The 20603-nt window shown below is 67.0% G+C and carries 17 protein-coding genes; 9 read left to right on the forward strand and 8 right to left on the reverse strand.

All coding sequences use genetic code 11. The features are described from left to right. Positions 1 to 66: 66 nt before the first annotated feature. Complete coding sequence (locus HNQ66_RS01375) at positions 67 to 1485, reverse strand: amidase (RefSeq protein WP_184140090.1); 1419 nt, start codon at positions 1483 to 1485, stop codon at positions 67 to 69. A gap of 157 nt (positions 1486 to 1642) precedes the next feature. On the opposite strand from HNQ66_RS01375, the gene HNQ66_RS01380 reads away from it, so the two are divergent. Both HNQ66_RS01380 and HNQ66_RS01385 read left to right on the forward strand, forming a co-directional pair. Beyond that, positions 1643 to 1870 carry a hypothetical protein gene (locus tag HNQ66_RS01380; RefSeq protein WP_184140092.1) on the forward strand — a complete coding sequence of 76 codons (228 nt, stop codon included), beginning with the start codon at positions 1643 to 1645 and terminating at the stop codon, positions 1868 to 1870. A gap of 169 nt (positions 1871 to 2039) precedes the next feature. Continuing rightward, positions 2040 to 3236, forward strand: coding sequence for an aromatic ring-hydroxylating oxygenase subunit alpha (locus tag HNQ66_RS01385; protein WP_184140094.1), 1197 nt, complete (start codon positions 2040 to 2042; stop codon positions 3234 to 3236). Between the two features lie 198 nt (positions 3237 to 3434). Here HNQ66_RS01385 and HNQ66_RS01390 read toward each other — a convergent pair whose 3' ends face one another. Next, complete coding sequence (locus HNQ66_RS01390; RefSeq protein WP_184140096.1) at positions 3435 to 4850, reverse strand: aminotransferase; 1416 nt, start codon at positions 4848 to 4850, stop codon at positions 3435 to 3437. Between the two features lie 233 nt (positions 4851 to 5083). On the opposite strand from HNQ66_RS01390, the gene HNQ66_RS01395 reads away from it, so the two are divergent. From HNQ66_RS01395 to HNQ66_RS01405, 3 genes are read left to right on the forward strand one after another with little or no spacing between them, the layout of a single operon-like run. Beyond that, positions 5084 to 6001, forward strand: a complete 918-nt coding sequence (locus HNQ66_RS01395; protein WP_184140098.1) for an ABC transporter permease — start codon at positions 5084 to 5086, stop codon at positions 5999 to 6001. Then, a complete protein-coding gene (locus HNQ66_RS01400) occupies positions 5998 to 6822 on the forward strand; it encodes an ABC transporter permease (protein WP_184140100.1) in 825 nt (274 codons plus the stop codon). Before HNQ66_RS01395 ends, HNQ66_RS01400 begins: the two co-directional genes overlap by 4 nt. A gap of 23 nt (positions 6823 to 6845) precedes the next feature. Beyond that, positions 6846 to 7940: an ABC transporter ATP-binding protein gene (locus tag HNQ66_RS01405; RefSeq protein ID WP_184140449.1), complete on the forward strand. Its 1095-nt coding sequence runs from the start codon at positions 6846 to 6848 to the stop codon at positions 7938 to 7940. Between the two features lie 166 nt (positions 7941 to 8106). Here HNQ66_RS01405 and HNQ66_RS01410 read toward each other — a convergent pair whose 3' ends face one another. Genes HNQ66_RS01410 through HNQ66_RS01420 form a run of 3 tightly spaced genes read right to left on the reverse strand, consistent with a single transcriptional unit; the run spans position 8107 to position 10743 of the window. Further along, a complete protein-coding gene (locus HNQ66_RS01410; RefSeq protein WP_184140102.1) occupies positions 8107 to 9189 on the reverse strand; it encodes an ABC transporter substrate-binding protein in 1083 nt (360 codons plus the stop codon). A 28-nt stretch (positions 9190 to 9217) separates the two neighbouring features. Then, positions 9218 to 9883 carry a TetR family transcriptional regulator C-terminal domain-containing protein gene (locus HNQ66_RS01415; RefSeq protein WP_184140451.1) on the reverse strand — a complete coding sequence of 222 codons (666 nt, stop codon included), beginning with the start codon at positions 9881 to 9883 and terminating at the stop codon, positions 9218 to 9220. Positions 9884 to 9924: 41 nt separating this feature from the next. Further along, positions 9925 to 10743, reverse strand: coding sequence for a class I SAM-dependent methyltransferase (locus HNQ66_RS01420; protein WP_184140104.1), 819 nt, complete (start codon positions 10741 to 10743; stop codon positions 9925 to 9927). Between the two features lie 161 nt (positions 10744 to 10904). On the opposite strand from HNQ66_RS01420, the gene HNQ66_RS01425 reads away from it, so the two are divergent. Genes HNQ66_RS01425 through HNQ66_RS01440 form a run of 4 tightly spaced genes read left to right on the forward strand, consistent with a single transcriptional unit; the run spans position 10905 to position 15532 of the window. After that, complete coding sequence (locus tag HNQ66_RS01425) at positions 10905 to 12524, forward strand: phytoene desaturase family protein (protein WP_184140106.1); 1620 nt, start codon at positions 10905 to 10907, stop codon at positions 12522 to 12524. Further along, a complete protein-coding gene (locus HNQ66_RS01430; RefSeq protein WP_184140108.1) occupies positions 12511 to 14058 on the forward strand; it encodes a phytoene desaturase family protein in 1548 nt (515 codons plus the stop codon). Before HNQ66_RS01425 ends, HNQ66_RS01430 begins: the two co-directional genes overlap by 14 nt. After that, complete coding sequence (locus HNQ66_RS01435; RefSeq protein WP_184140110.1) at positions 14055 to 15287, forward strand: aminomethyl transferase family protein; 1233 nt, start codon at positions 14055 to 14057, stop codon at positions 15285 to 15287. Before HNQ66_RS01430 ends, HNQ66_RS01435 begins: the two co-directional genes overlap by 4 nt. Before the next feature lie 2 nt (positions 15288 to 15289). Further along, entirely contained in the window at positions 15290 to 15532 is a 243-nt protein-coding gene (locus tag HNQ66_RS01440) for a hypothetical protein (RefSeq protein WP_184140112.1), read from the forward strand. On the opposite strand, the gene HNQ66_RS01445 is transcribed toward HNQ66_RS01440, so the two are convergent. Genes HNQ66_RS01445 through HNQ66_RS01455 form a run of 3 tightly spaced genes read right to left on the reverse strand, consistent with a single transcriptional unit; the run spans position 15524 to position 20552 of the window. Beyond that, a complete protein-coding gene (locus HNQ66_RS01445) occupies positions 15524 to 16147 on the reverse strand; it encodes a TetR family transcriptional regulator (protein ID WP_184140114.1) in 624 nt (207 codons plus the stop codon). The two genes, HNQ66_RS01440 and HNQ66_RS01445, sit on opposite strands and share 9 nt — an antisense overlap. Before the next feature lie 6 nt (positions 16148 to 16153). Beyond that, a complete protein-coding gene (locus HNQ66_RS01450; protein ID WP_184140116.1) occupies positions 16154 to 19288 on the reverse strand; it encodes an efflux RND transporter permease subunit in 3135 nt (1044 codons plus the stop codon). Positions 19289 to 19298: 10 nt separating this feature from the next. Further along, positions 19299 to 20552 (reverse strand): efflux RND transporter periplasmic adaptor subunit, encoded by a 1254-nt coding sequence (locus HNQ66_RS01455; protein WP_484592964.1) that lies wholly within the window; start codon positions 20550 to 20552, stop codon positions 19299 to 19301. Between the last annotated feature and the right edge of the window lie 51 nt (positions 20553 to 20603).

The following is a 20603-nucleotide window of genomic DNA, read 5'->3' on the forward strand; positions in this document are numbered from 1 at the left end:
CTCGACACCCGGCAAGCGTGCCTTTCACGAAAATGCGGCGCTGGCGTGTCCAAAGCCCGGCTATGGCTAGATCTGGGGATGCCGGCCGAGCCAGTCGGTGGCGCGTTCATAGGCCGCCGCCGCCGACAGCACCTGCCGGTCGCCGCGCGGCCGGCCGATGATCTGGATGCCCGCCGGCAGCCCTTCCGCGCTGAAGCCGGCCGGCATGGCGGCGACGGGAAGCCCGGCGAGCGTCGGGCCGATCACCACCTCCATCCAGCGATGATAAGTGTCCATTTCCCGGCCGTTCACGGCCTTCGGCCAGTCCAGCTCCGCCGAAAAGGGGAAGACCTGCGCGGAGGGCAGGATGAGGAAATCGTAGGCCGCGAACAGGTCCAGCATGTAGCGGTACCAGTCACTGCGCCCGAGCGAGGCGGCATGGACCTCCGCTGCCGTCAGCCGCTGGCCGTGCTCGATCTCCCAGAGAAGCTCCGGCTTCATGCGCGCCCGCCGGGCCGGGTCGCCGTAGTCAGCCGCCTGCCCGCCGGCAATGAGGAAATGGCGCAGCACCCGCCAGGTCTGCCACAATCTGCCCATGTCGAAACCCGGCGCGACCTCCTCGACATGGCACCCGAGCCTGCGGAAGGCGCCGAGCGCATCGTGACAAAGCTCCAGCACGCCCGGCTCGAAGGGAAGATAGCCGCCGAAATCGCCGAGCCAGCCGATGCGGGCGCCGGCGATATCCCGGTGAAGGTCGACCGAAAGCTCCTCGTCCGCGAGCGACAGCGGGTCGCGCGGGTCGTGCCCGGCCTGCGTCGCAAGCAAGGCGGCGACATCGGCGACGCTGCGCCCCATCGGCCCGTTGACGGCAAGCTGGCCGAGGAAGAGCTCGTTGCCGAGCGAGGGCACGCGGCCGAAGGAAGGCCGGAAGCCGACGACATTGTTGAAGGCGGCGGGATTGCGCAGCGAGCCCATCATGTCGCTGCCGTCGGCGACCGGCAGGATGCGCGCGGCAAGCCCGGCCGCCGCCCCGCCGGAGGAACCGCCCGCGCTCTTCGTCACGTCATAGGGATTGCGGGTGACGCCGAAGACCGGATTGTAGGTATGCGAGCCGAGGCCCATTTCCGGCGCATTGGTCTTGCCGATGACGATGGCGCCGGCCGCGAGGATGCGCTCGACATGGATATCGTCATAGTCCGGCACGAAATCGGCATAGTTCGCCGAGCCGAAGGAGCAGAGGATGCCCTTCGCCTCGGAAAGGTCCTTCACCGCGAAGGGAATGCCGTGCAGCCAGCCGCGATGCGTTCCCGCCGCCAGCGCCCGGTCCGCCGCCTCCGCCTCGGCCATCAGCTCGTCCGCCGGCCGCAGGCTGACGATGGCGTTGAGGCGCGGATTGATCGCGGCGATGCGCTCGAGATAGGCGGCCATCACGGCGCGGCAGTCGAGCCGGCGTTCGGCGATGGCGGAGGATAGCGCAAGGGCGGAAAGGTCGGTGATGTCCTGCAAGCTCGGCTCCCGCGGTCGTTCGAAGAAGAGCTAGCAGGCGCCGGGACGAAGCGCCAGCCCGCCTGTTCCATGCGGAACAGCGCGCCCCCCTTCCCTCTGCGAAAGTTGGAGCCAGAGGATGAGCGTTTCATCCTTGAAGGCCAGAGAGGAGAGAGAAATGCGCAAGTTCCTTATGTCCGCCGTCATCGCGACCGTCGCAGCGGTGTCCTTCGCCGCCCCCTCGCAGGCCGGCGGCTTCTACTTCGGCGTCGGCCGCCACGGCTGGGGCCACCACCACGGCTATTCGCACTATCACGGCCATCACCGCCACTGTTTCTGGAAGAAGGTCAAGCGCCACAACAAATGGGGCCACGTCGTCTTCAGGACCGTAAGGGTCTGCCGCTGAAGCGTTTCCGGCATCACGGCATCGCCTGGAGACGAGCGCCCCGCAGCCCCGGCCGCCTCCCGGCCGGGGCTTTTCACATCCGCAAAAACCACCGGCTTCGCAACCTATTCCTTTTGAACGGGAATTATGCTTATATTGAATGAACGTTCAGCAAGATATGGGGAGCGACATGAACGAGATGATCCGCGATATCAGCGTTCCGAACGACTGGGACCGCAGCGGGCTTCCGGGCTGGTGTTACCATAGCCCCGCCCTCCTGGAGCTGGAAAAGCAGCATGTCTTCCGCGAGCACTGGCAGATCGCCTGCCATGTCTCCGACATTCCCGAGCCCGGTAACTACCTCGCCATGGACGTCGTCGGCGAGCGCGCGCTCATCCTGCGCGGGCAGGACGGCGCGGTGCGCGCCTTTCACAACATCTGCCGCCATCGCGGCTCGCGCCTCGTCGCCGACGAGAAGGGCGCCTGCCGCAACGCCCTCGTCTGTCCCTTCCACGGCTGGGTCTACAATCTCGACGGCACGCTGCGCGGCGCCGCGCGCCCGAAGAGCTTTCCCCCGCTCGACAAGGACGAATTCGCCCTGAAGCCGCTGGAATGCGAGGTCTGGCAGGGTTTCGTCTTCATCCGCTTCGCCCCCGGGCCGCAACCTTCCGTCGCCGAGTTGATGAAGCCCTTCGAGGCGGAGCTGTCGCATTACCGCTCGGAGGAGATGGTGCCGGCCGGCGATATCTGGACGCAGGAAAGCCCGGTCAACTGGAAATCGGTGCGCGATGTCGACAACGAAGGCTACCACGTCGCCATGGCCCATCCGGCCCTGCAGGACCTCTACGGCTCCACCTATTACGACGAGCCCTTCGTCGACGGCCTCTGCCGCTCCTTCGCCACCTACAATCCCCATGCCGGCCGGCGCTGGAGCGTGCGCAACTACGTCAGGATATCGCCGGAGAACGCGCGCCTGCCGGAGCACCTGCGCAAGGCGTGGATCTATTTCGGCCTCTTCCCCAATTGCGTGATCGCCGTGACGCCCGAGACGGTGCAGTTCTACCAGGAGTTCCCGGTCTCCACCGGCAAGACGCTTCTGCGGGGCGGCATCTACCGCTACCGCGAGGAAGACCGCGCGCACCGCCTCGCCCGCTACCTCGCCTACCGCATCGACCGCGACACGCAGGCCGAGGACGTCCAGCTCACCGTCTGGTCCAACGAGGCGATGACCTCCAACGCCTTCGCCGGATTCTACCTCTCCGACCTCGAATACGGCGTGCGCACCCACCACGACCACCTGCGCCGCGTGCTGCCGGTGATGACGCTGAAGGAAGCGCCGGAGGAAAAGGAGATGGCGGGCGTCAATGCCGGGCTGCGGCAGGGCTAGGCATCTCCGCCAGGCCGCGGGTGCCGCATGGCTCCTCGGGTCGAGCCTGAGGATGACGCAGGAAGAAAAGCACGGTGGGCAAAAGCAACATGGCCATATGCCGTACCGCTTGACGGGTGGGAGACTCCTCCTCCCCGCCGTCATCCTCGGGCTTGACCCGAGGATCCACATCACACGGCAGGCCGGAAACGAAAGGCCTCAGCCCTTCCACAGCCCTTCCCGCGTCAGGTCGTCCATCGTCAGCTCGATGCCGCGGCGCAGGATCGAGACCATGTCGTCGATCTGCTCCAGCGAGATGGTCAGCGGCGGCGACATCACGCACATGTGGATGAGCGGGCGCACGAGCAGGCCGAGCTCCTGGCAATGCCGGTCGATGCGCTTGCCCACTTCCAGATCGAGCGTGAGCGGGTTCTTCGAGGCGCGGTCGGCGACGCATTCGACGCAGGCCATCAGCCCGAGGCCGCGCACCTCGCCGACCAGCGGCAACTCCTCCAGCGCCTTGAGGCTTTGCTGGAAATGATCCGACACGGCGCGCGCATGGGCAAGCAGCCCGCCTTCGAGGATGTCGAGGTTCTTCAGCGCCACCGCACAGCCCACCGGATGGCTGGAATAGGTGAGGCCGTGCGCGAACATCGCCTCGGAGTGGTTCGAGCGGCGCAGCTCCTCGAAGAGCCGGCCGGCGATCATCACCCCGCCGAGCGGGAAATAGCCGGATGTGACCCCCTTGGCGAAGGTGATCATGTCCGGCTCGATGCCGAAGACCTCCTTCGAGGCGAAGACATGGCCGAGCCGGCCGAAGGCCGTCACCACCTCGTCGGCGATGAAGAGGATATCGTTTCGCCGGCAGAGGTCCTGCATGCGCCTGAGGTAGCCGGGCGGCGGCACGATGACGCCGCCGGAGGCCATGACGGGCTCGGCGATGAAGGCGCCGATGCGATCGGCCCCTTTCTCCTCGATGACCTGGCGGAACTCCTCCACGAGGAAGTCGCAGAAGGCCTCGACGCTCATGCCGTCCGGCCGGCGGAACGGATCCGGGCAGGAGAGCTTGACGACGAGATCGGACGCGCTGTCCATCCAGTCGTGGTCGCGCGGCCGGCCGTTGAGCGAGGCCGAAAGATAGGTCGAGCCGTGATAACCGCCCTGCCGCGAGACGATCAGCTTCTTTTCCGGCCGCCCCTTCACATTGTTGGCGAACTGCATGAAGCGCAACGCCGTCTCGACGGCCGAGGAGCCGCCCGTCGTGTAGAAGACATGGTCGACACCGTCCGGCGCATGCTCGGCGAGCCGTGCCGAGAGGATCACCGAGGGCGCGTTCGTCGTGTACCAGGGCGAATTGTAGGAAAGCTCCATGGCCTGCGAGGCCATGACCTCGGCCAACTCCCGGTTGCGGTGGCCGGCATTGACGCACCACATGCCGGCAGGCCCGTCGATCAGCCGGCGGCCGCTCGCATCCGTCACGTAGATGCCTTCGCCGGCATCGAGCCGGCCGCGCGCCTCCGCGCCGATGGAGCCGGAAACCGGCCAGGGCTGCACCAGATGGCGCTCGGCAAGCAGGGTCAGGTCGTCGGCCGCCTCGTCGGCGGGCCCGTTTGCCGTCTTCGGAATTGCCGCCATGCTTCCCTCCATCGAATTTCACGAGAAATATTCTCGACCAACAGCATGAAAGATTTCACTTTTCCAATTCATACTGAATGTTCGTTCAATCAATATCGCAGAATCGGGGCTTGATTTCAACGGGCATTTGAGCGCATGTTGGCGTCGGGAACACTTGAAGCCGAAAAGGCGCGCCGCATGGAAATGGGACATCTCACGCTCTATGAAAGTTGTCGCGGCCGGAGACCCGTCCGTTGACGGCGGCAGCGCTCGGCGCGGCGGCCGACACGCCCCCACCGGCGCGGCAAGGCCGGTGGGTCCGCAGCGAAGAGGCCCGCGGCCTCGCCATGATCTCGCCGACCTTCCTCTACGCGCTTGCGCTGCTCCTCCTCCCGGTCCTCACCGTCCTCGCCTACAGCTTCTGGACCCAGGACTATCTCGACATCGACCGCACCTTCACGCTGGAAAACTACCGGCAGGCCCTCACCGAGCCGATCTACCGCGACCTCTTCGTCCGCTCGCTCTGGATTTCGCTCGTCGTCAGCGTCGCCACCGTCGTCTTCTCCTATCCCATCGCCTGGTTCATCTCGTTCCACGGGGGCGTGCACCGCAACCTCTGGCTCTTCCTCGTCACCGTGCCCTGCTGGACGAGCTACCTGCTCCGCGTCATGTCGTGGAAGGTCATCCTCGGCTATGGCGGCGTGCTGAACACCGGCCTCATCTCGCTCGGCCTCATCGACGAGCCGGTGACCTCGCTCCTCTACAATTCCAACGCCGTCGTCATCACGCTGGTGCATAGCTGGGCGGCCTTCGCCATCCTGCCGATCTACGTCTCGCTGCAGAAGATCGACCGCACGCTGATCGAGGCGGCGCGCGACCTCGGCGACAGCCGCATGCGCGCCTTCTTCCGCGTCACGCTGCCGCTCTCCCTGCCCGGCGTCGTCTCGGCCTTCCTCATCGTGATGATCCCGACGGTCGGCGACTACGTCACGCCCCGCCTCGTCGGCGGCAAGGACGGCGTGATGATCGCAACCGCCATCCAGACGCAGTTCGGCAAGGGCGCCAACTGGCCGCTGGGCGCGGCCCTTTCCGTCACGACCATGGTGCTCGTCTCGCTGGCCGCCGCCGTCGTCGTCTTCGCCCTCAAGTTCGCCGTGCGGAGGATCAGATGAACGCCCTCACGCAGCGCCTGCGCCTCATCCCGCTCCTGCCGGCCTATGTCGCGGTCTATTTCCTCTTCCTCTACCTGCCGATCCTGCTGCTGCCGGTCTTCTCCTTCAACAACGCGGCGACGACCACCTTCCCGCTCGCCGGCTTCACGACGAAGTGGTACGCCTCGCTCGTCGGCAACACCGTCATGCTGGAGGCCGCGCGCAACAGCCTCGTCGTCGGCGTCACGGTATCGCTGCTCTCCACGCTCCTCGGCATCTGCGCGGCACGCGCCATCACGCGCTACCGCTTCCGCGGCCAGAAGGCGGCCGCCGGCCTCATCATGGCCCCGCTCTTCCTGCCGGAGATCATCGTCGCCGTCTCGCTCCTGATGATCGTGCTGGCGATGGGCCTCGAACTCTCGCTTCTCACCGTCATCCTCGGGCAGACGGTGTTCTGCGTGCCCTATGCCATGTCGGTGCTGGTTTCCGGCTTCGAGGGCTTCGACCGGAGCCTGGAGGAAGCCTCCTACGACCTCGGCGAGACCGCCTTGGGCACCTTCCGGCGCGTGACGCTGCCGGTCGTCGCCCCGGCCATCGTCTCCAGCCTCCTCGTCTCCTTCACCATCTCGCTCGACGAGTTCATCCTCGCCTTCTTCCTCTCCGGCACAGAGCCGACGCTGCCGGTCTATATCTGGGGGCAGTTGCGCTTTGCCGCCAAGCTGCCGGGCGTGCTGGCGCTCGGCACCATCATGCTCGCCGCCTCCATCCTCATGCTCACCTTCGCCGAAATCCTGCGCCGCCGGGCCGAACGCCGCACGCAGATGGCGCTCATGCTGCCCTAGGAGCCGACATGCCCGAACGCCCGATGATCGAGATTGAGAACGTGTCTAAGTTCTACGGCATCTACAAGGCGCTGGACGACGTGTCGCTCTCCATCGCCGAGGGCGAGTTCTTCTCGCTGCTCGGCCCCTCGGGCTGCGGCAAGACCACGCTTTTGCGCTCCATCGCCGGCTTCGAGACGCCGACGCATGGCGAGATCTACATCGACGGCGCGCCCTCCCTCGCCCTGCCGCCGAACCGGCGGCCGACCAACATGGTCTTCCAGAGCTATGCCATCTTCCCGCATCTCGACGTGGCGGAAAACGTCGCCTACGGCCTCAAGCGCCTGAAGCTGACGCCGCAGGAAGAAAAGAAGCGCGTCGGCGACGCGCTCGACCAGGTGCGCCTTTCCGGCCTCGGCCAGCGCAAGGCGCACGAGCTCTCCGGCGGCCAGCGCCAGCGCGTGGCGCTCGCCCGCGCCCTCGTCATGCGTCCCAAGGTGCTGCTGCTCGACGAACCGCTCTCCGCCCTCGACAAGAAGCTGCGCGAGGAGATGCAGGTGGAGCTGCGCACGCTGCAGAAGGCCGTCGGCATCACCTTCATCCTCGTCACGCACGACCAGTACGAGGCGCTGGCGCTCTCCGACCGCATCGCGGTGATGTTCGGCGGGCGCATCGCGCAGGTCGCCACCCCGAAGGAAATCTACCAGCACCCGCGCACCCGCAAGGTCGCCGACTTCCTCGGCGGCATGAACTTCCTCAAGGCCCGCGTGCTCGGCGAACAGGCCGGCGCCGTCTCGGTCGACGCGGCCCGCTTCGGCGCGGTGAGCCTTGCCAAGCCGCACGGCTTTTCCGCCAGCGACGGCCACGTCACGGTCGGCATCCGCCCGGAGCGGCTGCGGCTCCTGTGGGACGACGACCGCGCCCCGCACGAGCTTGCCGGCCGCATCGAGAACCGCGCTTACTTCGGCGAGGTCACGCATCTTACGGTCGGCATCGACGGGCTGGAAGAACCGCTCTCCATGGTCGAGACGAACAACTACGGCGCCGACGACCTGCCGATCGGCGCGGAGATCCGGCTGGCATTCGACCCGGATGCCTTCGTGCTGCTGGCGGAGGATCCGCCGGTGTCGCGGGTGTAGAGGCAGCCCCTCATCCGGCCTGCCGGCCACCTTCTCCCCGCAAGCGGGGCGAAGGGACATTGCCGCACCGTTTTCCTCAACAATCTGGCAAGGCATCGCCACCGGCTCCTTCTCCCCGCTTGCGGGGAGAAGGTCGCGGCAGCGGGATGAGGGGCTTTCGCCCCCCTCAATACCCCGACTTGATCTTCTCGAACTCGGCGATCATCTTCTGCCGGAGCTCCGTCGGCATGGGCGACTGGAAGAGCGTGTTGGCGACGAAGGCGTCGACGTCGGCATAACCCTTGTCCTTGAGGATCTTCGGGTCGACGGCCGCCATGCCCTTGGCGTTGGAATGGCCGTAGCCCCAGTTCTCGACCATGTAGGCGGCGACCGCGGGATCGGTGACGGCGTTGAGGTAGTCATAGGCAAGGCCCTCGCTGCCCTCCCCGCCCTTCAGCCGCACATAGCCGCAGACCCAGGTGGAAAGCCCCTCCTTGGTATCCTTCTTGATGGCGACCGGCTGGCCTTCTGCCTGAAGGGTCGTCGCCGTCTCGTTCCAGGCCCAGGCGAGGTCCACCTCGCCGCTCGCCATCGCCTGGCTGAGGTCGGTGTTGTCGGTCCAGTAGAGCCGCACGTTCTTGTGCACCTGGCGCAGGAAATCGGAGGCCTCCTTGAACTGCGCGTCCGTCAGCGTCGTCCAGTCCTTGACGCCGATGGCAAGGCTCGCCAGCGCATAGGCGTCGTCGACATTGTCGCCGATCGACACGCGGTCCTTGAACTTCGGATCGGCGAAGGCCTTCAGCGAGGCGATCTCCTCGGGCTTGACCGTGTCCGTGCGGTAGGTCAGCACCGTGTTGCCCCACTCGAAGGGAATGAACCAGGCGGTGCCGTCCGCCGAGGTCATCAGGTTCTTCATCTCCTTGAAGTTCGGCAAGACGTCGTTCCAGTTGGCGAGCTTGGCCGTGTCGAGCGGCTCCAGAAGACCCGCCTCGCGCCACTTCACGACACTCTGCGAACAGGGATGGGCGACGTCCGCCTTGAAGCCGGAGCGCAGCTTCTGGAAGGCCTCCTCCTCGTCGCCGAAGAAGGAGAAGTCCGGCGAGCCGCCGTGCTTTTCCGTATAGGCGGGGTGGAAGGCGGGGTCCTCGTAGCCGGACCAGTCGAACACCGTCAGCGTATCGGCGGCGAAGGCGGGAAGCGCGGTTCCGAGGGCAAGGGCGGCGGCGAAAACCGCCGTGATGGTATGTCTGGCCGTGTCTGCGTTCTTCATGCCATTCTCCTTCCCCGTTTCGGGTTCCCTATTGTGATCGTGGTCCCTGCAATGTGAGATGCTTCGGGAAGACCGTGGCGACATGGGCGATCGCCGCCTCCAGCGCCTTCTCGCGCGTCGTGCCGTCGCCCATCATCAGGCGCAGCCACAGGCCTTCCAGCATGGCGCAGAGCGAAAGCGCCGTCGGCTCCGGCTCGAAGGCATAGCCGCCCTCCGCCTTGAGCGCCGCACAGAGCGAGATCACGGTCTCCTGGTACTTCACGTCCCGCGCGCCGCAGAGCGCCTGGTAGGTCGGCCGCGACTTCGCCTCGCCCCAGAAGGCGCACCAGGCGGCAAGCTTGCGCTTGGTGCAGATCTTGCGGTCAAAATCGGCATGGACGAGCGCCCACAGGCGGCCTGCCGCCTCCGGCCCCGCCTTCTCCAGCGCCGCGTTCCAGTGGTCCGCATATTCCTCGGCCATGAACTGCAGCGTGGCGATGAGCAGGTTTTCCTTGCTCTCGAAATGGAAGTTGACGATGCCGCGGGAGAGCCCGGCCCCGTCCGCGACATCGGCGAGGGTGGTGTCGGAATAGCCGCGCTTGGCGAGGGAATCGATGGTCGCCTCGATGAGCTGCTGCCGCCGCGTTTCCTTGGAGGCCTTGCGTCCCCGCTTCTCGCCGTCGCCCGAGCCCTGTTCAGCCGTGCCTGCCCGCATCTTCACCGTCACCTTGCCCTTGGGGTTCTTCAAAAGCACGGTCATGGGCGCATTCCCTCAGCCGGCTTGCTGGCGCGCAGATGAGCCGGACAATGCTCTCCGCTGTCAAGGACCTTCTGCATGGCGGTCCAGGTGCGGATGTTCTTCTCGACATAGGCCGCGCCGACGGCCGCCACGGCCTCGGCCCGAAGCGGCCCCTCGAGGCGCTCCAGCTCGCCCCGCGCCACATCGCGGTACCAGGCGTTGCGGCTTTCCACGCGCCCGCCGGCAAAGCCCGCCGCGGCCATGGCCGCAAGATAGCGGGCGGGCGAGGCCATGCCGAAGCTGAGGCCCTCGGCGGCGACATAGTCCTTCATGTCCGCGCTCGGCTCGCCGTCATGGCCGATCAGCCAGTCGGAGGCGGCAAGGACGCCGCCCGGCTTCAGCACGCGGTAGAACTCGGCGAAAAGCGCCTCCTTGTCCGGCACATGGATCATCGCATCCTTGGAGAAGATAACGTCGAACTCGCCGTCGTCGAACGGCAGGCGCCCCGGCGGGCTCGAAACGAAGCGGGCGACGGAGGAAAGCCCCGCGGCCGCGGCGGCCGCCCTCGCCCTGTCGATCACCGGCTGCTCCACGTCATAGCCGACGATCTCGGCCGGCCCATGGGCGCGGGCGATATGCAGCGTGATGCCGCCGGCCCCGCAGCCGAAATCGAGAACGTGCCGGCCGGCGAGATCGACGCCGGAAAGCACCCGGTCGACCTCCTGCGGCCCGCCCGGCGAAAGATAGCCCTCGCCCCAGAGCACACCGAGGAAGCGGATCGCCGCCTCGTCGTATTCCGGCTCCGCCGCCGCCCTGTCCCCGCTCGATGCCGCCATGGCCTTCCCGCGTTCACGACGCGCCCGGCCGGCGCGTTTTCATCGGCCGAAATTCTAGCGCATAATCAGGCGATTGCAAGATACTTGCTGAATGATCATTCAGAATATATGGACAACATTTTGCTTTTGATGCAGCTTTTAGAAACAAGGGAGACATCAAAATGCAGAAGTACGATGCCCTGATCGTCGGCGGCGGCCATAACGGGCTGGTCACGGCCTGCTATCTCCAGCGCGCCGGCCTCAACGTCCTCGTCGTGGAAAAGAACGGCTGGGTCGGCGGCGCGGCGACCAGCCGCGAGCTGACGCCCGGCTTCCTCTATTCCAACTGCTCCTATGTCTGCTCCCTCTTCCGCCCGGAGATCATGCGCGATCTCGAACTGCCAAGGCACGGCCTCCAGGTCATCTCCTACGAGGGCGGCGCGGTGTTCACCCGCGACGGCGACTATCTCGCCTCCTACCGCGACCATGACAGCCATCGCCGCGAATTCGCCCGCTATTCGAAGCGCGACGCCGAGGCCTACGAGCGCTATGCCCGCGACGTGACGCGCCAGTGCCGCTTCATCCAGCCGCTCCTGATGCGAACCGCGCCGGACCCGTTCGGCTTCCGCCCGCGCGACATTTCCGAACTCCTGTACCTCGCAAAGAAATTCGGCGAATTCAGCCCGCACGAGATGGCCGAGACGCTGCGCTTCTGGACCATGTCGATTTCCGATTTCCTCGACGAATATTTCGAGACGGACGTCATCAAGGCCTATCTGGCGCTCTCGGGCATCATCGGCACCGCGCTCGGTCCCATGTCGCCCGGCACGGCCTATGTCCTCCTCCACCATTATATGGGCGAGGTGGACGGCTCGGTCGGCGCCTGGGGCTATGCGCGCGGCGGCATGGGCGCGGTGACGCAAGCCCTCTCCCGCTCGTTCCTTGCCTCCGGCGGCACGATCCGCACCGATGCTGAAGTCGCGAAGGTCCTGACGCGCGGCGGGCGCGCCACCGGCGTCGTGCTGGCGAACGGCGACGAGCTGCGCGCCGGCCTCGTCGTCTCCAATGCCGACGTCAAGCGCACCTTCCTCAAGCTCGTCGACGAGGAGGCGCTTCCCGGCGACTTCGTCCATCGCGTGAAGCATTTCAAGACGCGCGGCTCCTCCGGCAAGGTGAACATCGCGCTCGACAGCCTGCCGGAATTCCCGGCCCTCGGCGAAAACTCCACCTGCATGCGCGGCGACATGCATTTCACCGACAGCGTCGAGCGCATGGAGCGCGCCTATGACGACTGGAAGGCCGGGCGCTGGTCGGCCGACCCGTTCCTCGACATGATGATCCCGACCCTGCTCGACCCGACCATGACCTCGCCGGGCAAGCATTTCATGAGCTGCTTCGTGCAATATTGCCCGCCGAAGGTAGAGGGCCGCGACTGGACGGATGCCGACCGCGACGCCTTCGCCGAGACCGTCATCGGCCAGATATCCGATTATTCCCCCGGCTTCCGCGACCGTATCGTGCATATGGAGGTGCGAACGCCGCGCGAGATCGAGGCGGAGGTGGGCCTGACGGAAGGCAACATCTTCCAGGGCGAGCTCACCTTCGACCAGCTTCTCTTCAACCGGCCGGTGCCGGGCTATGCGCAATACCGCAGCCCCATCCACGGGCTCTACATGTGCGGCTCCTCCACCCATCCCGGCGGCGGGGTGATGGGCGCACCGGGCCGCAACGCCGCCGCCGAGATCCTGCGCGACCTCAAGCGTTCCTCCGGAGAGATGAGCAAGGCCCATGACGTCGTTTGATGCCATCGTGATCGGCGCCGGCCATAACGGCCTTGCCGCCGCAACCCGCCTTGCCAAGGGCGGCCGCAAGGTGCTGGTGCTGGAAGCCGCGAACGCGCCGGGCGGGGCGACGCGCGGCCGGGAGTTTGCCCCCGGCTTCCGCTCGGCCGGCCTTGCCCACCTCGTCAACCGGCTGGATGCCGACGTCGCCCGCGACATCGGCCTCGACCTTGCCGGCGGAGCGCTGCTGCCGACGACGGTGCTCGACGGCTCCGGCAAGGCCGTGACGCTCCACGGCGCCTATGGCGAAAGCATCGACGGCGTCTCCGCCGACGAGGCCGCCGCCTTCGCAGCGCTGCGCAAGAAGCTCGTCTTCCAGGCCGGCATCCTGAAACGCTTCCTGCGCCGCCCGCCGCCGCAGATCGGCGCCATCTCGCTCGGCGACCTCTCCACCCTCGCCGGCGCCGGGCTCGGGCTCCTTCGCAAGGGCCGCGGCGAGGGCCGCGATTTCCTGCGCATGCTGCTGATGAACGTCGCCGACGTCGCCGACGAATATCTGGCGGACGACCGCCTCAAGGGGCTGCTTGCCTTCGACGCCACGCTCGGCATCCATCTCGGTCCCCGCTCGCCGACCTCGCTGCTCGGCCTCTACTACCGCCTCACCGGCGAGGCGGCAGGCAAGACGGGCGGACAGGTCGTGCCGGCCGGCGGCATGGCGTCCATCGCCCCGGCCTTCGTGCGCGCGGCGGAGAAGGCCGGCGTCACCATCCGCTGCAGCGCGCCCGTCGGCCGCATCCTCGCCGACCGCGGCAGGGCGAGCGGCGTCGTCATGCGCGACGGTACCGAGATTACGGCACCCGTCGTCGTCTCGGCCATCCATCCGCAGACGACCTTCCTCCACCTCGTCGATCCGGCCGAAAGCGGCACCGGCTTCGTGCGCTCGGTGAAGAACGTGCGCAGCCACGGCAATGTCGCCAAGCTCGACCTCGCGCTGGACCGCGTTCCCGATTTCGCAGGCCCGGAAGCGCGGAACGGCCGCATCGTGCTGGTGTGCTCGATGGAGCAGGTGGAGACGGCCTTCAACCCGGCGAAATACGGCGAATTCTCCCCCGACCCGGTGATGGAGATCACCCTGCCGAGCCTTGCCGACCCGTCGCTCGCCCCATCCGGCGGCTGCACGCTCTCGGCCCTCGTGCAATATGCGCCCTATCGCCTCAAGGCAGGCTGGGAGGCGGGCAAGCCCGCCTTCCTGAAGATCGTGCTGGACACTCTGGAGCGCCATGCGCCCGGCATAAGCCGGTCCATCGTCGCGGCCGACCTGATGACGCCGGTGGACATCGAGGCGGAATACAACCTGCCCGGCGGCCATTGGCATCACGGCGAATTGCAGGCGGACCAGTTGCTCGTCAACCGGCCGACGGGCGCCGCCTCCGGCTATGCGACGCCCATCGAGGGGCTCTACCTCGCCAGCGCCGGGGCGCATCCGGGCGGCGGCATTTCCGGCCTGCCGGGCTGGAACGCCGCCCGCCACATCCTTTCGGGAGGCAAGCCATGAACGCCCTGACGACATCCGCCGCGGGCCTTCGCCGCGCCGCCCGCAACCATATCCGCACCCCGCGCCTCGAAACGCCGTTCCACGAGCGCCTCGCGGCCCTCAGCGAGGTCAACGACTGGTATAGCTGGGCCGGCTACAAGGCGCCGCATTCGCTCTTCGACGGCGAGCTCGAATATTTCGCCATCCGCTCCACCGCCGCCCTCTTCGATATTTCGCCCATGGTGAAATACCGCATCACCGGCCCGGATGCGGAACGCTACCTCAACCGCCTGACGCTGCGCGACGTGCGCAAGCTCGCCGTCGGCCGCGTGCAGTACACAGCCTGGTGCGACGACCACGGCCATGTGCTCGACGACGGCACGCTGTTCCGCCTCGGCGAAGCGGATTTCCGCCTCTGCTGCCAGGAGCGGCACCTGCCCTGGCTCCTCGACAGCGCTTTCGGCTTCTCCGTCGATATCCGCGAGGAGACGGAAGAAATCGCCGGCCTCGCTTTGCAGGGCCCGACGAGCTACGCGGTGCTGCGCGACGCCGGCTTTGCCGGCGTGGAAGCGCTGAAACCCTTCGCCGTCGTCAGCTTCCAGCACGAGGGTGGAGAGGTCACCATCTCGCGCACCGGCTTTACCGGCGACCTCGGCTACGAGCTCTTCGTGCCGCGCGCCAAGGCCCTGTCGCTGTGGGATCGCCTGTGGAGCGCGGGCGAACTGCATGCCATCCGCGCCATCGGCTACGGCGCGCTGAACCAGGCGCGCATCGAGGCGGGCTTCATCGTCGCCAACACGGATTTCGTCACCGCCGAGGGAGCGCTGCGCGCCGACCGGGAGCGCATGCCGGACGAGATCGGCCTCGACTGGCTGGTCGATCCGGACAAGCCCAATTTCAACGGCCGCAAGGCCATCCTCGACGCGCGGCGGAATCAGACTCTCAAGTACATCCTCGTCGGCCTTGAAATCGAAGGGAATATTCCCGCCGAGCACGCCATCGTCTATCATCGTAAGAAGCACGAGGCAGGCATCGTCACCGCCGGCATCTGGTCGCCAACGACCAAGCGCAACATCGCCATCGCCAGCCTCGAACGGCCCTACGGGTCGAAGTTCACCGAGGACCTGTGGGTGGAGATCTACGCCATGCGGGAATTGCAGTACCAGAAGCTGATGAAGCGCGCGAAGATCGTGCCGCGCCCCTTCGTCAAGCTCGCCCGCCGCACGGCAACGCCGCCGGGCCTGAAATAGAAATGGACGAGGAGACCCGCCGCAACTGGCAGATCGTCACGATGCCGCCCGGCGCCGAGTGGTCCGGGCGCGCGCGCTATGCGGCGGCCATGTATTTCTGCCAGCGCGGCGAGATGTCGCCGGAGGTGCTGGAGATCTACCGCATCTGTTCGCGGCTCGATGCGGAAGACCCCGTCTCGGTGCTCCGGCGCTGGAAGCTCGGCGCGGACTGGATAGAGAAGCTCGAAACGTGGCGTTCAGGCTGAGGGCTGGCGCGGCGCGTAGCTGCCGAAGAGCCGGCTGAGCGCTTCCTTGCCCTCCCCGGCGATGTCGAACCGCCGGCCGAACAGCAGCCATTCCGAGCAAAGCCCCTTGATGACCCAGCGCAATTGCGCCGCTGCCGCGCGCGGCGTCCAAGAGGCGCAGAGCTTGCCCTGCCGCTGGGCCTTGGCGAAGGCCGCCTCCAGCGCCTGCATGTGCTCGTCGTCGATGTCGTTCTGCCGCTCGGAGATGGCGGCGAACTCGCCGCCGGCATCGCAGCGCAGGAGGATCGAGAGGATGCGCTGGCGGTGCTCGTCGGCGGCCAGCACGTCGAGCCATTCGCGGCCCACCCGCTCCAGCACGCCGAGCACGTCGGCATTGTCCGCCTCCAGCTCGCGGGCGATCAGCTCTTCCTGCGGCAGCGGCAGGGAACTGTAGAGTTCCAGCACGAGGTCCGCCCGGTTGGCGAAGTGCCAGTAGATGGCGCCGCGGGTGACCCCCGCGGCGCGCGCCACATCCTCCATGGAGGCATGGGCGACACCCTTTTCATAGAAGACCCGCTCGGCCGCCAGCAGGATCTGCTGGCGGGTTTCCTTGGCCGCGGCCTTGGTCCGGCGCATGGCGGCCTACTCCGCGGGACCTGCCGCCGGAGCCGGCTCCTCCTTCTTTTTGCCGTAGCCGAACAGCTTCATCACGAAGACGAAGAAGACCGGCACGAAGAAGATGGCGAGCACCGTCGCGGTGATCATGCCGCCCATGACGCCGGTGCCGATGGCGCGCTGGCTGCCCGAGCTTGCGCCCGTGGCGATGGCGAGCGGCAGAACGCCGAGCGTGAAGGCGAGCGAGGTCATCAGGATCGGGCGGAAGCGCAGGTGGCAGGCCTCGATGGTCGCCTCGACCAGCGAGCGCCCATCCGCCATCAGCTCCTTGGCGAACTCGATGATCAGGATCGCGTTCTTCGCCGAAAGGCCGATGATCGCGATGAGGCCCACCTTGAAGTAGACGTCGTTCGACATGTCGCGCAGCGTGACGGCGATGACCGCGCCGATGACGCCGAGCGGCACGACGAGGATGACCGCGAGCGGGATCGACCAGCTCTCGTAGAGCGCCGCAAGGCAGAGGAACACCAGGAGGCACGAGAGGCCGATGAGGATCGGCGCCTGCGAGCCCGACTGGATCTCCTGCAGCGACTGGCCCGTCCACTCATAGCCGAAGCCCGGCGGAAGCTGGCCGGCAAGCCGCTCCATTTCCGCGATCGCATCGCCCGAGGAGAAGCCCGGCTTGGTGTCGCCGCTGATGCGGATCGACGGATAGCCGTTGTAGCCCACGGTCTGCGTCGGCGCCTTCACCCATTCCGCCGTCGCGAAGGAGGAGATCGGCACCATGCCGCCCTTGGAATTGCGGACGTTGAGGTTGAGGAGGTCGGCGACCTGCATGCGCTCGTTCTGGTCCGCCTGCACCGTCACGCGCTGCATGCGCCCGGCATTCGGGAAGTCGTTGACGTAGGTCGAGCCGAGATTGGTCGAGATCGTCGTGTTGATGTCCGCGAAGGTCACGCCGAAGGTGTTGGCCTTCTCGCGGTCGATGACGATGTTGACCTGGGCCGCATCCGGCATGCCGTCGAAGCGCACGCCCTGAACGACGTTGCTCTGGGCGGCAAGGCCGAGAAGCTGGTCGCGCGCGGCGGCAAGCGCCTCGGCGCCGAGGCCGGCGCGGTCCTGCAGGCGGAAGGAGAAGCCCCCCGTCGTGCCGAGGCCCTGGATCGGCGGCGGCGACAGTGCGAAGCTGATCGCGTCCTTGATCTGGCTCATCGCCATGGTCGCGCGGCCGGCGATCGACTGGGCCGAATTGTCCGGCCCGCGCTCGGACCAGTCCTTCAGCGTCACGAAGGCAAGGCCGGCATTCTGGCCCGCGCCGAAGAACGAGAAGCCGTTGATGCCGACGATGGTGTCGACCGCGGGTTCCTGGCCGAAGATCTTCTCGGTCTTGGCCAGCACGTCGTCCGTGCGGTGGCCGGTCGCTTCCGAGGGAAGCTGCATCATGACGATGACGAAGCCCTGGTCCTCGTCCGGCAGGAACGAGGACGGCAGCTTCACGAACATGTAGCCGAGGCCCGCCAGGATCGCGAGATAGATGACCATGAAGCGGCCGGTGCGGCGCACGAGCCACCCGATGCCGCCGCTATAGCTCTTCGAGGTCCGGGCAAAGCCGCGGTTGAACCAGCCGAAGAAGCCGCGCTTCTCGTGATGGTGCCCCTTGGGAACCTGCTTGAGGAAGCTGCCGGCGAGCGCCGGGGTCAGCGACAGGGCGAGGAAGGCCGAGAAGAGGATCGAGACCACCATGGTCAGCGAGAACTGCTGGTAGATGACGCCGACCGCGCCCGGGAAGAAGCCCATCGGGATGAACACCGAGGCGAGCACCAGCGTGATGCCGATGACGGCGCCGGTGATCTGCTTCATCGCCTTGCGGGTCGCCTCCTTCGGCGGCAGGCCCTCTTCCGACATGATGCGCTCGACGTTCTCCACGACGATGATCGCATCGTCGACGAGGATGCCGATGGCGAGCACCATGGCGAACATGGTGAGCACGTTGATCGAGAAGCCCATGGCGAGCATGACGGCGCAGGTGCCGAGCAGCGCGACGGGAACGACGAGCGTCGGGATGATCGTGTAGCGGATGTTCTGCAGGAACAGGAACATCACGAGGAACACGAGGCCGACGGCTTCGAGCAGCGTGTGCACGACCTTCTCGATCGACACCTTCACGAACGGCGAGGTGTCGTAGGGGATCGAGTATTCGAGGCCCGGCGGGAAGAACTGCGCCAGTTCGTCCATGCGCGCCTTGATCGCCGCGGAGGTCTCCATGGCGTTGCCGGTCGGCGAGAGCTGCACGCCGATGGCGGCGGAGGGCTGGCCGTTGAGGCGCGTGGAGAACGAATAGTTCTCGCCGCCCACCTCGACGCGCGCGACGTCGCGCAGGCGCACGGCAGAGCCGTCCGCATTGGCGCGCAGCACGATGGCGCCGAACTCCTCCGGCGTCGTGAGCTGGCCCTTGATGTTGACGGGCGCGGCGATCTGCTGGGTGATCGGGTTCGGCTGGGCGCCGATGGAGCCGGCGGCGATCTGCGCGTTCTGCGCCTGCACGGCGGCGGTGACGTCCGCGGCGGTGAGGTTCAGGCCGAGCATCTTGGCCGGATCGAGCCAGATGCGCATGGAGCGCTGCGTGGCGAAGAGCTGCGCGCGGCCGACGCCGGGCACGCGCTGGATTTCCGACAGAACGTTGCGGTTCAGGTAGTCGCCGAGGCTGATGGCGTCCATCGAGCCGTCGGTGGAGGTGAGCGCGACGATCAGAAGGAAGCCGGAGCCGGCCTCCTCGACCTGCACGCCCTGGCGGCGCACGGAATCGGGCAGGCGCGGCTCGACGCGGCTGACGCGGTTCTGCACGTCGACGGAAGCCTGCGACGGGTCGGTGCCCGGCGCGAAGGTGATGTTGATCTCGGCGGAGCCGGCGGCGCTCGAGGAGGACTCGAAATAGAGCAGGCCCTCGACGCCGTTCAGCTCATCCTCGATGAGCTTGGTGACGCTCTGGTAGGTGTCCTGCGAGGAGGCGCCGGAATAGGTCGTGCGCACCGAAATCTGCGGCGGGGCGACGTCCGGATACTGCGCGACCGGCAGGAGCGGGATGGCGATGGCGCCGGCGATCATGATGAAGATCGCGACGACCCAGGCGAAGATCGGCCTGTCGATGAAGAAACTGGGCATCGTCGGATCCTTACTTGGCCTGCTCGGTCTTGGCGGCATCGCCGCCTTCGGCCTTGCCGGCTTCGCCAGCCTTCGCATCGTCAGCCTTCGCGCCCTCGGCCTGCGCCTTCTGGGCCTCCGCCGCCGCGTTGGGGTCCCATTCGGACGGAACGACTTCCGCGCCCGGCTGCACCTTCTGGAAGCCTTCGACGATGATCTTCTCGCCGCCCTTCAGGCCGTCCGTGATGACCCAGCGCGTGCCGGAGGCACGGCCGACGCGCACGTTGCGGATGCCGGCCTTGTTGTCGGCGGAAACGACGTAGACGAGCGCGCCGCCCGAGGAGTCGCGCTGCACGGCCTGCTGCGGCACGAGCACGGCGCCCTTCTCGATGCCCTGCTCGATCAGCACGCGCACATACATGCCCGGCAAGAGGTCGCCGTCCGGGTTCGGGAATTCGCCGCGCAGCGTCACCTGGCCGGTCGTCTCGTCGACGGCGGCTTCGGAGAACAGGAGCTTGCCCGGATGCGGATATTCCGTGCCGTCGTCGAGCATCAGCTTGACGTCGGCGGAATTGTTGTCGGCCATCAGCGCGCCGTCCTGCAGGGCCTTGCGCAGGCGGATGAGGTCCGTCGCCGACTGGGTGAAGTCGGCATAGACCGGATCGAGCTGCTGGATCGTGGCGAGGTTTTCCGTGCCGCCCGCCGAGACCAGCGCGCCTTCCGTGATGAGCGCGCGGCCGATGCGGCCGCTGATCGGCGCCTTCACGTCGGCATACTGGAGATTGAGCCTGGCCGTTTCGAGGCCGGCCTGGGCGATGGCAACGTCGGCATCGGCCTGGGCGAGCTTGGCGATGGCGTCGTCATAGGCCTGGGCCGAGGCGACGTTCGACTTCTTGAGCTGCTCCTGGCGTTCGGAATCCACCCGCGCCTGCGTCTGCACGGCCTTGGCCCGGCGCAGCGTCGCCTCGGCGCTGTCGACCTGCACCTGGAACGGTGCGGGATCGATGCGGTAGAGCACGTCGCCTTCCTTGACCTGCGAGCCCTGCTCGAAGACGCGCTCGACGACGATGCCGGAAACGCGCGGGCGCACTTCCGCAACGCGCGTGGCGGCGATGCGGCCCGGCAGGTCGTTGGTGATCGGCACGTCCTCGGCCTTCACGGTGATGACGGCCACCTGCGGCGGCGGAAAGGCAAAGCCGCCGCCCTGCTGCTGCTCGTCGTTGCAGCCGGCAAGAATGAGCAGGGCGCCAAGGGTCGCAATCGAAATCGGTCTCGTGAAACGCATGGGATCTTCCATAGGCGATGCCGGCCAAGCACCGGCTGGGTGCTGAAAACG

The organism is Shinella fusca, from assembly GCF_014203155.1.
In the GTDB taxonomy this organism is placed as follows: Bacteria; Pseudomonadota; Alphaproteobacteria; order Rhizobiales; family Rhizobiaceae; genus Shinella; species Shinella fusca.